General features: G+C 69.8%; 14 protein-coding genes. 5 read left to right on the forward strand and 9 right to left on the reverse strand.

The genetic code is table 11. From position 1 onward, the window contains the following. Positions 1-116 precede the first annotated feature (116 nt). A complete protein-coding gene (locus ACN27F_RS01780; protein ID WP_421430792.1) occupies positions 117-1,136 on the reverse strand; it encodes a LacI family DNA-binding transcriptional regulator in 1,020 nt (339 codons plus the stop codon). Positions 1,137-1,552: 416 nt separating this feature from the next. Here ACN27F_RS01780 and ACN27F_RS01785 point away from each other — a divergent pair, with 416 nt between their 5' ends. Beyond that, positions 1,553-4,024 (forward strand): glycoside hydrolase family 3 N-terminal domain-containing protein, encoded by a 2,472-nt coding sequence (locus ACN27F_RS01785; RefSeq protein WP_421430793.1) that lies wholly within the window; start codon positions 1,553-1,555, stop codon positions 4,022-4,024. A 40-nt stretch (positions 4,025-4,064) separates the two neighbouring features. On the opposite strand, the gene ACN27F_RS01790 is transcribed toward ACN27F_RS01785, so the two are convergent. The 3 genes from ACN27F_RS01790 to ACN27F_RS01800 form a co-directional block, all read right to left on the reverse strand. Beyond that, on the reverse strand, positions 4,065-4,496 hold the full coding sequence (locus ACN27F_RS01790; RefSeq protein ID WP_421430794.1) for a DUF2267 domain-containing protein: 432 nt from the start codon (positions 4,494-4,496) through the stop codon (positions 4,065-4,067). Positions 4,497-4,624: 128 nt separating this feature from the next. Further along, positions 4,625-5,062: a TraR/DksA family transcriptional regulator gene (locus tag ACN27F_RS01795; protein ID WP_421430795.1), complete on the reverse strand. Its 438-nt coding sequence runs from the start codon at positions 5,060-5,062 to the stop codon at positions 4,625-4,627. 142 nt (positions 5,063-5,204) lie between these two features. Further along, complete coding sequence (locus ACN27F_RS01800) at positions 5,205-5,915, reverse strand: winged helix-turn-helix domain-containing protein (RefSeq protein ID WP_421430796.1); 711 nt, start codon at positions 5,913-5,915, stop codon at positions 5,205-5,207. A 266-nt stretch (positions 5,916-6,181) separates the two neighbouring features. Here ACN27F_RS01800 and ACN27F_RS01805 point away from each other — a divergent pair, with 266 nt between their 5' ends. After that, on the forward strand, positions 6,182-7,105 hold the full coding sequence (locus ACN27F_RS01805) for an AEC family transporter (RefSeq protein WP_421430797.1): 924 nt from the start codon (positions 6,182-6,184) through the stop codon (positions 7,103-7,105). A 72-nt stretch (positions 7,106-7,177) separates the two neighbouring features. On the opposite strand, the gene ACN27F_RS01810 is transcribed toward ACN27F_RS01805, so the two are convergent. Beyond that, complete coding sequence (locus ACN27F_RS01810) at positions 7,178-7,417, reverse strand: hypothetical protein (RefSeq protein ID WP_421430798.1); 240 nt, start codon at positions 7,415-7,417, stop codon at positions 7,178-7,180. Here ACN27F_RS01810 and ACN27F_RS01815 point away from each other — a divergent pair. Beyond that, positions 7,416-8,429 carry a cellulose binding domain-containing protein gene (locus ACN27F_RS01815; protein WP_421430799.1) on the forward strand — a complete coding sequence of 338 codons (1,014 nt, stop codon included), beginning with the start codon at positions 7,416-7,418 and terminating at the stop codon, positions 8,427-8,429. The genes ACN27F_RS01810 and ACN27F_RS01815 overlap by 2 nt on opposite strands. Positions 8,430-8,501: 72 nt before the next feature. On the opposite strand, the gene ACN27F_RS01820 is transcribed toward ACN27F_RS01815, so the two are convergent. Further along, positions 8,502-10,007, reverse strand: a complete 1,506-nt coding sequence (locus tag ACN27F_RS01820) for an LVIVD repeat-containing protein (RefSeq protein ID WP_421430800.1) — start codon at positions 10,005-10,007, stop codon at positions 8,502-8,504. 130 nt (positions 10,008-10,137) lie between these two features. On the opposite strand from ACN27F_RS01820, the gene ACN27F_RS01825 reads away from it, so the two are divergent. Next, positions 10,138-10,860 carry a DUF305 domain-containing protein gene (locus tag ACN27F_RS01825; RefSeq protein WP_421430801.1) on the forward strand — a complete coding sequence of 241 codons (723 nt, stop codon included), beginning with the start codon at positions 10,138-10,140 and terminating at the stop codon, positions 10,858-10,860. Here the strand turns inward: ACN27F_RS01825 and ACN27F_RS01830 are convergent. Together ACN27F_RS01830 and secA2 are read right to left on the reverse strand one after the other, a co-directional pair. Continuing rightward, positions 10,857-11,348 (reverse strand): DUF2231 domain-containing protein, encoded by a 492-nt coding sequence (locus ACN27F_RS01830; RefSeq protein ID WP_421430802.1) that lies wholly within the window; start codon positions 11,346-11,348, stop codon positions 10,857-10,859. The genes ACN27F_RS01825 and ACN27F_RS01830 overlap by 4 nt on opposite strands. A gap of 163 nt (positions 11,349-11,511) precedes the next feature. Continuing rightward, a complete protein-coding gene (gene secA2, locus ACN27F_RS01835) occupies positions 11,512-13,809 on the reverse strand; it encodes an accessory Sec system translocase SecA2 (RefSeq protein WP_421430803.1) in 2,298 nt (765 codons plus the stop codon). A gap of 191 nt (positions 13,810-14,000) precedes the next feature. Between secA2 and ACN27F_RS01840 the strand changes: the two genes are divergently transcribed. Beyond that, positions 14,001-15,011: a glucosyl-3-phosphoglycerate synthase gene (locus ACN27F_RS01840; RefSeq protein WP_421430804.1), complete on the forward strand. Its 1,011-nt coding sequence runs from the start codon at positions 14,001-14,003 to the stop codon at positions 15,009-15,011. A gap of 28 nt (positions 15,012-15,039) precedes the next feature. On the opposite strand, the gene ACN27F_RS01845 is transcribed toward ACN27F_RS01840, so the two are convergent. Then, a complete protein-coding gene (locus ACN27F_RS01845; protein WP_421430805.1) occupies positions 15,040-15,219 on the reverse strand; it encodes a hypothetical protein in 180 nt (59 codons plus the stop codon). Positions 15,220-15,239: the final 20 nt, after the last annotated feature.

A 15,239-nucleotide genomic window follows, 5' to 3' on the forward strand; every position in this document is an offset into this window, starting at 1 on the left:
ACCGCCAGCGCGTGACGCTGCGATCGTGACCGCGGGGTACCCGCACCCGATCGTCGCTAACCTGCTGTTGCGGCAGTGGGCTGCCGGGGTCGACGCGATCGCGGCCTGGGGGGTCGCTACCTGGGATAGGGCGCGCTGCTGTCCCGCACCACCAGCTCGGTGGCGAGCTCGACCCGGGGGGTGTCCACGGGCTCGCCCTGGGCCAGCCGCAGCACCGTCCGGGCGGCCAGGAGGCCCATCTCGGCCAGCGGCTGGCGCACCGTGGTCAACGGTGGGGACGACCAACGCACTTCGGGTAGATCGTCGAAACCGACCACGCTGACGTCGTCCGGCACCCGCAATCCGCGCTGGCGCAGCGCCTCGTACGCGCCGAGGGCCATCTGGTCGCTGGAAGCGAAGATCGCACTCGGCCACTCGTCGAGGTCGAACAGTGCCGCCGCCCCGTCGAAGCCGGACTCGTGGTAGAAGTCGCCCGCCACGATGTACTCGGGACGTAGCCGGATCTCGGCTGCCTCCAGCGCGGCCCGGTACCCGTCCAGGCGGGCCCGGCTGCACAGCAGGCGTGGTGGGCCGGCGATGAAACCGATCCGCCGGTGCCCCAGCGAGATCAGGTGTTCGGTCGCCTGCAGTCCGCCGGCCCAGTTTGTCGCCCCGATCGTCGGGATGTCGAGGCTGGGCACACCGGCCGGGTCGACCAGCACCATCGGTACGTTGAGCCGACGCAGCTCGGTGTGCATCGGCGGTGCCAACTCACTAGTGACCAGAATCACGCCATCCGTCGCCCGAGTACGCAGATTCTGCAGCCACTGACGAGTGGATGTGGATCGGCGGTGGATGGCTGACACGACGGTGCCGACGCCGGCCGCGTGGGCCACGTCCTCCACCCCGCGGATGATCTCCACGGCCCACGGGCTGTCGAGATCGTTGAACACCAGGTCGATCAGGCTCGCACCGGCGCGCGAGCGGGTCGCTCGGCGCCGGTAGCCGTGCCTGCGCAGGAGTTCTTCGACCCGCTCGCGGGTCTGCGGCGCGACGTCGTTGCGCCCGTTGAGCACCCGCGACACGGTCGGCACCGACACGCCCGCCTCCTGGGCGATCGCGGTGATGGTTATCCTGCGTCCTTCGTCGACCGTCACGGCAACTCCTTCGTCGAGGCGCCGGCGTACAGCGCACGTCCGGCCCGCCGGCGCGCACCGTACGCCGAGTCGCGCCCTATCTTGCCCCAGTCGGAAAGCGCCCGGCATCGACCCGGACGGCAGTGTCACGAAGGTCGGCACCCTACCTGCACCGACATTTTACGGAGACTGTTCCGGAATTCACCCCAGGTCCCCACCCGGCGTGACCCCGACCCGCCGGCCGGGGCCACGCCGGACGGGCGGTACGTCGGGCACGGATGGCGAGACGAGCGTACCTGGCGGGTGCCAGCAACTTGTCTGCCGGCAGATCTCGACGAGACCGCAAGTTTCCGGAAACATATCGGAAAACGCGGTCGTGTCCGGTCTGGTACCGCGAAACCCGGCCGGCACGGCGACGATCGACAGGAGGCTGCCGGGTGAGCAGCAAGGATTTTGCCCTGGACGACAGCCTGACCCAGCACGGTCAAGCTGGTCAGCTGGCGGGTCCCGCCACCGCGCCGACCGCTGACGGCGGCGTCCAGGCCGGTGACCGGCCCGCCCCGTGGCGTGATCCGGCGCTGCCGGTGGAGGAACGGGTGTTCGATCTGCTCGGTCGGATGTCACTGGCCGAAAAAGTCGCCCAGCTCTACAGCTACTGGCGCGACGCCAACACCTCGGTCGACGACATGGCACCGCATCAGCACGACATGGTGGACGCCACGGTGGGGTGGGATGATCTGCTGCACACCGGCCTCGGGCAGTTGACCCGCCCGTTCGGCACCGCCGCGGTGACGCCGGCCGACGGTGCCCGCACCCTGGCCAGGTGGCAGGCGGAGATCACGGCAGGAAACCGGTTCGGGATACCGGCGCTGGTGCACGAGGAGTGCCTGACCGGGTTCATGACCTGGGGTGCGACCGTCTACCCGAGCCCGCTGGCCTGGGGTGCCAGCTTTGATCCGGACCTGGTGGCGCAGGTGGCCGCCCGCATCGGCGCCGACCTGCGCTCGGTCGGCGTGCACCAGGGGCTGGCACCGGTGCTGGACGTGAGCCGCGACGCGCGGTGGGGCCGGACCGAGGAGACCATCGGCGAGGACCCGTACCTGGTCGCCACGATCGGTACGGCCTACGTACGCGGCCTCGAGTCCGCCGGGATCGTGGCGACGCTCAAACACTTCGCCGGCTACTCCGCCGCACGCGCCGGGCGCAACTTCGGCCCGGTGTCGATGGGCCCACGCGAGTTCGCCGACGTGCTGCTACCGCCGTTCGAGATGGCGGTCCGCGACGGTGGAGCGCGTTCGGTCATGCACTCGTACGCCGAGGTCGACGGAATCCCGGCCGCCGCCGACGGCGGGCTGCTGACCGACCTGCTCCGCGGGCGGTGGGGGTTCACCGGCACCGTGGTCGCCGACTACTTCGGCGTGTCGTTCCTGGAGTCGCTGCACCAGGTGGCGGACGGACCGGCCGCCGCTGCCGCGTTGGCGCTGGGCGCCGGGGTCGATGTCGAACTGCCGGCGGTGCGGTGCTACGGCGTGCCGCTCATCGAAGCGGTCCAAGGTGGCGCCGTGCCCGAATCGGTGGTCGACCGTGCGGTCACCCGGGTGCTACGGCAGAAGTGTGAGCTCGGCCTGCTCGACCCGCACTGGCAGCCGATGCCGTCGGCGTTGGCCGCCCGGCCGGCCAGCGACGGCGAGGCCGGCGACATCGACCTCGACTCGCCGGGAAACCGGGTCCTGGCCCGTCGCCTGGCCGAGGAGTCGGTGGTGCTGCTGAGCAACGACGGCATCCTGCCGTTGGACGCACCGTCCCGGATCGCGGTCGTCGGCCCGCTCGCCGACAGTGTCACCGGCATGCTCGGCTGCTACACGTTCCCGAGTCACGTCGGGACCACGCCGCCGGGTGCGGACGGCGACCTGCGGATGCAGACCGTCCTCAGCGCGCTGCGCGCCGAACTGCCCGGTGCGGCGGTGGAGCATGTCGCCACCGGGCGGGTCGACGCGCAGGACACCCCGGGAATCGTGGTCGCCGCCGACGCCGCCGCCCACGCCGACGTGTGCGTGGCGGTGGTGGGCGACCGGGCCGGCCTGTTCGGCCGGGGCACCTCCGGGGAGGGCTGCGACGCCGCCGACCTGGACCTGCCCGGCCGGCAGGGCGAGCTGATCGAGGCACTGGTCGCGACCGGCACTCCGGTGGTGCTCGTTCTGCTCGCCGGACGGCCGTACGCGCTCGGGCGCTATGCCGGTCGGCTCGCCGCGGTGGTGCAGGCGTTCTTCCCCGGCGCCGAGGGTGGTCCGGCGGTCGCCGCGGTGCTCGCCGGACGGGTGAGCCCGTCCGGGCGGTTGCCGATCGCGGTGCCACGCGATCCCGGTGGGCAGCCGGCCAGCTACCTCAGCCCGCGCTTGGGGCACCGCACCGAGGTCAGCAGCATCGATCCCAGCCCGCTGTTCCCCTTCGGGCACGGGCTGTCCTACACCTCGTTCGACTGGTCCCAGGTACGCGTCGATGACGAGGACCTGGATCCGACCGGTCCACCGGTGGAGATCCCCACCGACGGCACGGTCCGCGTCGCGGTGCGGGTGGCCAACACCGGCGACCGCTACGGCGCCGAGATCGTGCAGCTGTACCTGCACGATCCGGTCGCGCAGGTGACCCGACCGGTCGTCCGGCTGATCGGGTACGCCCGGGTTCCGCTGGACGCGGGCACCAGCCGCGTGGTCGAGTTCGCGGTGCCCGCCGATCTGGCCTGTTTCACCGGTCGGGACGGCCGCCGACTGGTGGAACCTGGTGACCTTGAGCTACGACTGGCCACGTCGAACACCCGGGCCGTGCACCGCGTCCAGGTCCGGCTGGTGGGACCGTACCGCCAGGTCGATCACCGCCGCCGGCTGGTCACCGAAGTGTCGCTACGGTGACCGCCTGGGCCGGCCACGCTGTCTCACCGGCCACGGTGCCTCATTGGGCGAGCAGGCCACGCAGCTCCGCCGGTACGGTGGCCCGCACGTCACGCCACTCACCGTCGCTGACGTGCCGGCGCAGCACCTGCGTCACGACCTGGATCAGCCGCTCGGCCCCGCCGTCGACGTCGAACCGGAAGTCGCGCCGCACGCGGGCGACGAACTCGTCGCGATCCAGCTTGGCCGGGGCGGACGTCGGATCCCAGCCCTCGTAGTACATGCCCCGGACGAGCATCGGCAGCTGAGCGCCGAGGTGGACGACCTCGGCCAGCGGCAGCCGGTCCCGCAACGCGTGCAGGACGGCGGTGAGCGCCACGTACGACTGGTGGCGCCGTTGAGCCGGCCAGCCGAACACCTGCTCGATCTCACCGAGCATCCGATTGGTCCTGGCCACCGTCGCGTCGATGGTGGACAGTTGTGCGGTAGCCATGGTCGGCATCCCCTCTTCGCGTCGCTGTCGTCGTGACCGGGGGGTCGCCATCATCTCGCCGGCCGGGATCACCGGTGGTCGCCCGCGTCGGGTGACCACCCTCGCCCGGTACCTGAGCGGCGCCGCTGTCAGGCGGCCCGCCGCTCACGGGATTGCTTGCAGGTGACGCAGGTGGTCGCCGAGGGATAGATTTCCAGCCGCTCGATTGGGATCGGCCCGGCGCAGCCCTCGCACCGCCCGTAGTCGCCAGCGGTCAGCCGGGCCAGCGCGTGCTCGAACTGTGCACGCTGGTCCAGAATGCTGCGGATCAGTGACTGGGCCGCGTCGCGCTCGGCGGTCTTCGTACCGCTGTCGGCCTGGTCGTCGCCGGCGGTGTCGCCGCCCTCGATCAGTCGCAGCACCTGGCTCTGCGCCATCGCCTGCTCGTATTCCGTGGTCAGCTCCTGGTAGCGGCTGGTCAGCGCCGCTCGGATCCGCCCGGTGTCGACATCGCCGGCGGCGCCGGCAGACGTCGTGGCGCCCGGTGCCGACAGACCGGGCCGCTTCTGCACGTCATGCGTCAGCATGCGCCCATCCCCCTTCAGATCAGGTGCGGCGAGTTGCCGTGCGAGCTCGCCAGGCCGGTGACGGTTCGCCGCGAAGATCCGCGTCTTACCCCTGGCGCGGCGACGGCAAACCTGCCGCGACGGCGGGCGAACCGGCGGGCGGTCAGCCGGCACGGTCGACGCTCACCTGGACGTCGTCGGCGAGCCGGTAACCCACGCCGTACACGGTGGTGATCAGGGGGGTCTGGCCGACCTTCACCCGCAACCGCCGGATATGGACGTCCACGGTACGTACACCGGTGTGTTCGTACCCCCATACGGCCGCGAGCAACTGCAACCGGGTGAACACCCGTCGTGGATTCTCCACCAGGTGCAGCAGCAGATCGAACTCGAGCCGGGTCAGCGGCAGGGCCGCGCCGTCGAGCAGGACCGTCCGTGAGGCGATCATCACCTGCAACACGGGGGCGTCGCCGGCCGTCCGACGGTTCTCGACGCCCGTCGCCACCGGCTCGCTGTCCGCTGCGGCAGGCGTCGGCGTGGGACAGGAGTCTGGATTCACGACGAGCCGCGGTTCGATGTCGTGGGGCTCGGCGCCGTTGGGCTGAGTGGTCACCGGCGTGGTCACCGGGCCGGCCTGCTCGGGCAGCTCGACCGTGGCTTCGCCACGTTCCACCAGCTCACGGGCCGCGTCAAGGAGTCGCCGGGCGGACGGGGTCAACGCCTCCTCCCCGGCGATCAGCGGAATCGAGACGGTGACGGTGACCGTCGCCATGACCGGACCGGATCCCCGGCGCGGCGCCGCAGGTGGACGGGTGACGCCAGACGGTGGCAAACCGGACCACCCGGCGCGTGGCGAGGCAGGGCTGACCGACATGGTCCTCCTTGGCAGTCCGGCCGGGGATGACCCGCCATCGGGTACCCGCGAGACAGTTCCCAGGTGAGACACGGAAACCCGCACCGGGCACAGCGGACAATGATGTGTCGGGGGGCACCGCAGGAGATCGATGCTGCCGTCCGGCACGGCGCGGGTCAATAGCCGACGGCGTTGCGGAAATGTGATTTTTTACGAACACAACGTAATCGATTGCTCGCTCTGGATATGCGATCTCGGTGCTATTGGCGACCCGGCAGGATGATCGTATGCGCGCAATCGTCGCCGGGTTCGCCGCGATCTGGTCGGTCACCCTGATCGGCTACCTGATCGGCCGGTACGATCTACTGGGCCCGACCGGCACCGCCGTCCTGGCCCGCCTGACCTTCTTCGTGGCTACCCCGGCGTTGCTGTTCACCACCTTGTCGACCGCCGCCCCGGCTGAGGTGTTCACCACCGGGTTCGCCGCATACCTGCTCAGCACCGTCGTGGTCGCCACCGGATACCTGGTACTCGCCCGCTGCTGGTGGCGACTGCCGGCCGGCGAGGTGGCGATCGGCACGCTCAGCGCCTCGTACGTCAACGCGGCCAACCTCGGCATCCCGGTCGCGGCGTACGTGCTCGGCGACGTCTCGGTGATCGCACCGGTGCTGTTGTTCCAGGTGCTGGTAGCGGCGCCGACGGCCTTCGCCGTGCTGGATCTCACCGCTGGTGACCGCCGCCCGTCGGCCGGCCGGTTGCTGTCGTTGCCCGCCCGCAATCCGATCATGATCGCTTCCGCCGCCGGGATCGCGCTGGCCGCCACCGGATGGCACCCACCGGACGAACTGCTGCGCCCGTTCGACCTGCTCGGCGCGGCCGCCGTACCGCTGGCGCTGCTGGCGCTGGGCATGTCGCTACCGGGCAGCCGGCCGTTCGCGGCCGGCACGGACGCCCGGCAGCGTTACACCGCCGTCGCCTTCAAGGTCGTCGGCCAGCCCGTCGCGGCGTACCTGATCGGCCGGCACGGCCTGGGTCTGGCCGGAGCGGCACTGCTCGCCGCGGTCGTCACGGCCGCGCTGCCGACCGCGCAGAACGTCTTCATCTTCGCCACCCGTTACCGGCGCGCCCAGCAACTGGCCCGCGACGCGGTCGTGCTGTCCACCATCGCCACCGCAGCCACCCTGCTGGTCATCGCCGCCTGGTTGGGCTGAGCAGGGGTCCGGTCCCCGCTGGTTGCGCGCAACATCATCCACTTGCTTCAATAGGCGCTGGGAGTCGGGCTGTCACGTCCATTCCGCGTGCCCGCGCAACGCCAGCGGGTCGATGCACATCTCGTGACAGGAGAACTCCATGCCCGGTACACCGAGACCTCGGGTCGCGGCAGTGTTCAAAACAGCGCTGACCGCACTCGCCGTCGTCGTCGGCATGCTCATCACCGTCCCGTCCGCGTCCGCCGCCGCTCCGGTGCGGATCATGCCGCTCGGCGACTCGATCACCGGCTCGCCCGGATGTTGGCGTGCCATGCTCTGGAACCGTCTGCAGGACACCGGCTACACCGATGTCGACTTTGTCGGCACGCTCGGGCCGCAGGGATGCGGGCTGCCGTACGACGGGGACAACGAGGGACACGGCGGTGCGCTGGTCACCACCGTCGCCGACCAGAATCAGCTACCAGCCTGGCTCGCGGCGACCAATCCGAACGTCGTACTCATGCATTTCGGCACGAACGACGTGTGGAGCAACCGCTCGACGCAGCAGATCCTGACCGCGTACGGCAAACTCGTCGACCAGATGCGGGCGAACAACCCGTCGATGACGGTACTGGTCGCCCAGATCATCCCGATGGCACCGGCTACCTGTGGTGAATGCGCCCAGCGGGTGGTGGCGCTCAACGCGGCGATCCCGGCCTGGGCAGCGGGCAAGAGCACCGGTCAGTCGCCGGTCGTCGTGGTCGATCAGTGGACCGGGTTCAGCACCGGCACCGACACGTACGACGGAGTGCATCCGAACGCCGCCGGCGACCAGAAGATGTCCGACCGGTGGTATCCGGCCCTCACCGCGGCGCTGGACGGGGTGACCCCGACACCACCGCCCAGCACCGCGCCACCGACGACGGCACCACCCACGACGGCACCACCCACGACGGCACCACCCACGACGGCACCACCCACGACGGCACCACCCACGACGGCACCACCCACGACGGCACCACCCACTACCGCACCGCCGGGGCGTTCCTGCGGCGCTGCGTACCGGGTCGTCGGCCAGTGGAACAGCGGATTCCAGGGCGAGGTGACGGTGACCAACACCGGCGGCGCCACCCTGACCGGTTGGACCGTACGACTGGACTTCGGCGGCGGCCAACAGGTGAGCCAGGCCTGGAACGCGACCGTGACGCAGGCCGGTACCACGGTCACCGCCCGCAACGTGGCATGGAACGGCGCTCTGGCCCCGGCCGGGTCCGCCACCTTTGGTTTCCTCGCCAGCTGGCAGCAGAGCAATCCCGCTCCCACGGTCAGCTGTACCGCCAGCTGACCCGGCCGCCCGGCCGCCGTCGTGGCGGCCGGGCGGTCGACGGTCCGGATGGGCCGTGGTGTCCCCGGGTCGTTACCAGCTCAGGTACCAGGACTGAGTCTGCACGTTGAGTTCGTGCATGCGGACCAGCTTGGCGCTGGCGGTGCGCCAGTCCCTGATCTCCAGCACGTCCAGACCCTTCTGGATGTCACTGGAGTAGATGTAGCCGTTGTAGTAGTAGGTGGACCACGGGCCGCCGGCGATCATCCGCTCGTCGGACAATGGTCCGCGCTCCCAGTAGGCGATCTCCACCGGGTTCGCCGAGTTGGTGAAGTCCCACACCGAGACGCCGCCCTGGTACCACGCCTGGACCATGATGTCGCGACCGAGCACCGGGATCAGCGAGCCGTTGTGCGCCACGCAGTTCTCCGTCGCCGCGTTGGTCCGTGGGATCTTGAAGTAGCTACGGAAAACCAACTCCCGGTCGTCACCCCGTCCGGTGATGTCGTAGACCGCGTCCGCGCCACGCTCCAGGCCGATGGTCTCGTTGCAGGTGGCCGCGCCGCCGCCGCCGAGTTCGTCGGTGAAGACGACCTTGGTGCCGGAGTTGTTGAACGTCGCGGAGTGCCAGAAGGCGAAGTTGGTGGTGTCCCGGACCTGGTGGATCACCCGGGGCGCCTCCCGGTCGGAGATGTCCATCAGCACGCCGTCGCCCATGCACGCGCCGGCCGCGAGATCCTTCTGCGGGTACGCGGTGATGTCGTGGCAGCCGGTGGTCGTCGAACTGCCGTTGCCGCCGGGATTGCCACCGTCCGGGAAGAGGTTCGGCACCGCCACGACGGCCGCGTCGGTCGGTTTGCGCAACGGCACCTTGATGACCGAGATCAGATCGTGTGGCGGCTGGCAGTCGGGGAAGTTGGTCGATGGACTGTAGGAGGAGACGTAGAGATACACCGACCTGCGGTTCTTCGCCGGCACCAGGGTGTGGGTGTGCGATCCGCAGTTGGTCTCCACCGACTTGATGTAGCGGGGGTTCGTCTTGTCCCGGATGTCGAAGATCTTGATGCCCTCCCAGGACTCCTTGATCGAGGCGGACTGCGACGTGCTTGCGCACGAGTCGTCACTGCGTGAGGAGTCCGTCGACAGGAACAGCAGGTCATCGTAGACCGTGATGTCGTTCTGGGCCCCTACACAGACCACCTGGGACACCAGACGCGGCTGCCGCGGATCGCCGATGTCGTAGATGACGAAGCCGTTGTAGTTGCCGACGAAGGCATACTTGCCCTGGAACGCCAGGTCGGAGTTGAGGGCCGACTGCGTGTCGAACGGCGCGGGCTTCGGCAGGTTGGCGATCTGCCGCAGATTGGGACTGCTGTCGATCTCGTCGACGCCGAGCCCGGGATCCTCCGTCGCGGACGCCTCGGTCTGTGCCAGGCACAGCTCGACGGCCAGCACATCGGTGGTGGCGGCGCAGTCGGTGTCGAACGGCGTCCGCGCGTGGCTCGGTGTCGCCACTGCGAGGCTGACCAGCATGGCGGCGACCGCCGCCAGCGCGACCGATCGGAGCTGCCGCGGCCCTCGTGGGGAACGTCTGATCATGTTTGCGGCACCCTTCGAAGGGGATTGATGATGACGCTGACCTTACCGTCGAGTTCCCGGCATCGATGTGATACTCATCACATCGATGGTTACGGCTTGGTGGATAGCATCACGACACCGGGGAGGGACGATGAATCAACCACGACTGCTGCGATTGTGGCGCCAGATGCCAAAACGGCGCACGGCGGCGATCACTGTGGTCGCGGTATCGCTGGTCGCCATCACCGCCGTGGTCCGCTCGGCCGAATCGGACCACACGACCAGAATCGTCATTGGATCGTCGACAACGGACGACGAGTCCACCGCGACGGGTCAGCAAGCCGGCGACCCACCGGTGATCCTGCCCGGGCGTCCCGGCGAATCGAGCGAGGTTCGGCCGGGCTCCGATGTCGTCATCGATCCACCGCAGTACAACGCGGTCGACACCTGGTACGTGCAGATGATGATCCCGCACCACACCCAGGCGGTACAGATGGCCGCGCTGGCGGCCGAGCGCACCGACCATGTCGGTGTCCGGGCGTTCGCCGACCGGATCCGCGCCAGTCAGGCCGCCGAGATCACCGTACTGAAGTCCTGGTTGGCCGCGCGGGACCTGCCGGCCGGCGACCACGATCACGACACCATGCCCGGCATGCAGACCGAACAGGCCATCCGCGAGCTGGCGGCAGCACGCGGTGCCGGCTTCGACAGCCGGTTCGTCGCCATGATGACGGCTCACCACGAGGGCGCGATCGAGATGTCCGAGCGGGTGCTGACCGGGGGCAGCGACCTGGCGATCGAAGAACTGGCCACCTCGATCGCCGCCGAGCAGACCGTGGAGATCAGCCGGATGCAGGAACTGCTGGTGAGCTAGCCTGGGCGTTGCGCCGGTCGGCGGGCAAGCGCGTCGAGTGTGGCCGAACGCTCCTGCTGGGCGCTCGTCTCGGCCACCTGACGCAGCAGTGCCGTGCCGTAGCGCAACCCGAGTGCCCCGACTCCCAGTCCCACCGCTTCGACGACGAGCAACGGCGCTGCGGCCAGCGGCGCCGCACCGCTGTTGCGCACCAGACAGGCCAGCAGGAACACGCCGCCCATCGCGAGCCCGATCACGTTGAAGCGCAGTAGCAGGGAGCGGACACGTCCGGGGGGTTCGTCCCACAGGTCGATCAGGCCTACGCCCAGGGTCAGCGCCACGGCCGCCAGACCGGCGACCATGGTCCAGTAGCCGACCTCGCCGAACAACCGCGGTCCCCCGGTCAGCGCCGCGACGTCGAACGACGTGGCGCAGACGAACAACCCGAACGGCAGGGTCACCAGCATGGGTTGGAGTGGATTGCCGGACATACGCACTCTGTCGGGCATCGAACGTCACGCCTTTCCGACTGGGCAGGCAGAATCTGGTGACGGTGCTACACCGAGTGTTGCTCGATGCGCACACCGGCCGCCACCCGATTCCACCGAGGACACCGGTCGGCCGGCGACGTCCGGCCGGCTCCGTCGGCCGGTCGACGCGGCGCCGACGAGATCAGGACCTGCTACTTGCGCCCAGCCGCCGACCGACCGAGGCGATCAACCGGTCCAGCTCAGATCCGAACGGGTTGTCGTGCACGAGATAGGTCCACGTCGCGCTCGGTCGTACCAGCTGCGCCTCGTCCGGTTGCCAGTCCTCGTCGAACTCGGTCTCGGCGAACGTCGCAACGGTGCGGGCCTCGATCTCCGGCACGAGCCGGTTGAAGGCCGGCACCGCCGCGCGGTGGAACTCGTCGAGTGGATCGAGCCGGCCGAGGGCCCGCAGATGGACACCCTCCCGGACCTCGGACAACTCGGCCAGGTGCTCGGCCCACAACCGGTCCAGGTGGTAGAGGGCGATGCTGCGGGCCGCCCGCGACAGTAGGTCCTCGTCCAGGTCGGCGCACCGCTGCGGAAAGCGGTCCATCAGCATCAGCGCGGCGACCTCGGTGGTCAGCAGGCGCTCGCGGCGCTCGGCGAGGGCCTTACGCTGCTGCTCGATGACGACGCTGTAGCGCCAGGTGTTGCGGTGGATCTCGTAGTCGACGCCCTCCGCGATCCGCTGGGCGTGCTCGACGGCGAAGTCGACCTGTTCGTCCTGGACCAGGCCGTCGGCCGTCATCCGGGGCGACGGCGGAATGGCATCGGGGGCATGCCGCACGACGAGGTCGTCCTCCAGGCTGACGAAGAAGACCGACCCGCCCGGGTCACCCTGGCGTCCGGCCCGGCCGCGCAACTGGTTGTCGACCCGCCGACTGTCGTGACGGCCGCTGCCGATGACGTACAGCCCGCCCAACTCGGCAACCCGTTCCCGATCGGCCTGGTCGCTGCCGCCGAGCCGGATGTCGACGCCGCGCCCGGCCATCTGGGTGGAGACGGTGACCGCGCCCAGGGCTCCGGCCTCGGCGATGACCGCCGCCTCTTCGTCGTCGTTCTTGGCGTTGAGTACCACGCACGGTATGCCCGCCTCGGTCAGTGCCGCGGCCAGGCCCTCTGATTCCTTGACGTCCAGGGTGCCCACCAGCACCGGACGACGGTCGGCATGCGCCGCGCTGATCTCGGCGACCAGGGCTTCTTCCTTCTCGGCCCTGGTCGCGTAGACCCGGTCCGGCTCGTCGACGCGCACGCACGGGGTGTGCGGCGGGACGACCGCCACTTCCAGCTTGAAGAACTCGCGCAGCTGGTCGCCCACGAGCACGGCGGTCGCGGTCATTCCGCACAGGGTCCGGTACATCGCCACGAAGGCCTGCACGGTGATGGTGCCGAGCACCTCGCCTTCGGCGGTCGCGGTGAGCCCTTCCTTGGCCTCGACCGCAGCCTGGAGGCCGTCCGGCCATCGCCGGCGCTGGGCTACCCGGCCCCGCATCTCGTCCACCAACTCGACCACGCCGCCCCGCACGATGTAGTCGACGTCACGTTTGAGCAGGGCGGAGGCGTGCAGTGCGACGTGGATGGCGGACAGCTGCGCGACGTTGTCGTCGGCGTAGAGGTCGATGCCGTCCAGCTTGGCCTCCACGGCGGCCAGTCCGGCCGAGGTGAACGCCACGCTGCGGCCGTCCTCGGCGACCTCGTAGTCGCGCCCCGCCCGCAGGCCACGGACCAGGGCGGCGGCGGTGTGCACCGGATCCTGGTCACCGCCGACCGCACCGGCGAGCACCATCGGCACCCGCGCCTCGTCGATCAGGATGGAGTCCGCCTCGTCCACGATCGCGGTGGACAGGGCCGGCTGGACCCGATCGGCGAGATCGGTGACAAGCTGGTCACGCAGGAAGTCGAACCCCGCCTCGCTGACCGACACGTAGGTGACGTCGCGCTGATAGGCCTCCCGACGCTGCTGTGGCGTGCTGCTCTCGGTGACCCACCCGACGCTGAGGCCGAGCAGGGCGTACACCGGCTCCATCCACTCGGCGTCCCGGCGGGCCAGGTAGTCGTTGACGGTGAGCACGTGCACCGGGCCGTTGCCTCGACGGACGTGGCCGTAGGCGGCGATCGTCGCGGTGAGTGTCTTGCCCTCACCGGTGGCCATCTCGGCGATCTTGCCGGCGAGCAGCGCCATCACCCCGAGCAGTTGCTCGTCGAAGGGGCGTTCCCCGAGCGCCCGCCGGGCGGCTTCGCGGCCGGCCGCGCAGATGTCGACGAACTCGGTGGCCTGTCCGGCCCGATCGGTCAGCTCCGCGTCGTCGAGGGAATTCAGTTCGTCCTCCTTCGCAGCGATCGCCGGCAACAACCTCGCCAGCGGCGCGAGGTCGACCGTGCTGCCCGGACGCTGGAGGAATCGCCGGAACCGGCTCTTCAGACGCTGCGACACACCCATGACGGTCAACGCTACGCGACGCGCGGCGGATCAGGCGTCCCGCCCGACCCCGAACACGCATGCGCGTGGCGGGCAAATCGGAATATCACTCATAAACTCACCATCACTCGGCTTGTCGATGACGGGCAGGCATACCGGAGTGCGCACCGGGTATCCGGCGGCGGCTGCAACCGTCGTCACGGGGGTGGATCATGGGGTACGCGCGAACGACCGTCGCGCCCACCGTCGCGGACTGGACCGCCCGGCGCACTGCCTCGGCCGGTCGCTGGACGCCGTGGGAGTTGGCGATGGCCAAGGCCGGTCGCCGGGTGAGTGTGGTGCTTCCGGCCCGAAACGAGGAGCCGACCGTCGGCCCGATCGTCCGGTCCATCCGCGACCATCTGGTGGACCGGATCCCGCTCGTCGACGAGGTGGTGGTCGTGGATTCCCGGTCCCACGACGCCACCGCGGCGGTCGCGGCGGCGGCCGGTGCCCGGGTGGTCAGCCAGGACGAGATGACCCGTGGCCTGCCTCGGCTGGAGGGCAAGGGCGACGCGCTCTGGGCCGGCCTCGCCGCGACCGACGGGGACATCGTCGCCTTCGTGGATGCCGACCTACGGGAGTTCCAGCCGTCGTTCGTCACCGGGCTGCTCGGCCCGCTACTCACCGACTCCTCGGTGAGTTTCGTCAAAGGCTTCTACCACCGGCCGCTGGTGCGCTCCAGCGACGTGGAGGCCGACGCCGGCGGCCGGGTCACCGAGATCATGGCACGGCCGCTGTTCAATCTCTTCTGGCCAGATCTGGCGGGGTTCGTCCAGCCGCTCGCCGGCGAATACGCCGGCCTACGGACGGTTCTGGAGCAGATTCCGTTCGTGTCCGGCTACGGGGTGGAGACCGGGATGCTCATCGACCTGCTCGACGTGTGCGGGTTGGACGCGCTGGCACAGGTCGATCTCGGTGAGCGCCGACACCGCCACCAGAGCACCGAGGCGCTGGGCAGGATGTCCGCCCAGATCCTGCTGACCGTCTGGTCGCGGCTCTACCGCAAGGGCTGGGTCATCGCCGAGCGCCCACCCGGCGGCCTGCTCACCCAGTTCCGGCGCGGCGACGCCGACGCGTTGAGCAACCTCGACCGCGAGATCGTGGTCAGCGACGTCTCGGTCCAGGAGCGGCCACCGCTCGACCGGCACCGTCACCTTCTGGCCACCACGGCCGCCGGCTGATCGAGCAGTCGCCCGTACGGTCGGATCCCTACTTCTTGCTGTCGGCCTTGGGCTTGGTGGCGCTGAACACCACCAGGCCGACGATCACCCCGACCAGTGCGATCCCGCCAGCGTTGGCGCTGTCGTCGCCGGCGCCGGAGATGCCGAAGGCGAACGTCGCGGCACCGGCGACCACGGCAGCGACAAGACGATTTCCCCGTTGTTTCACGACGCGAAGGCTATGGGCCA

It is taken from the genome of Solwaraspora sp. WMMB335 (assembly GCF_049179075.1).
Classification (GTDB): Bacteria; Actinomycetota; Actinomycetes; order Mycobacteriales; family Micromonosporaceae; genus Micromonospora_E.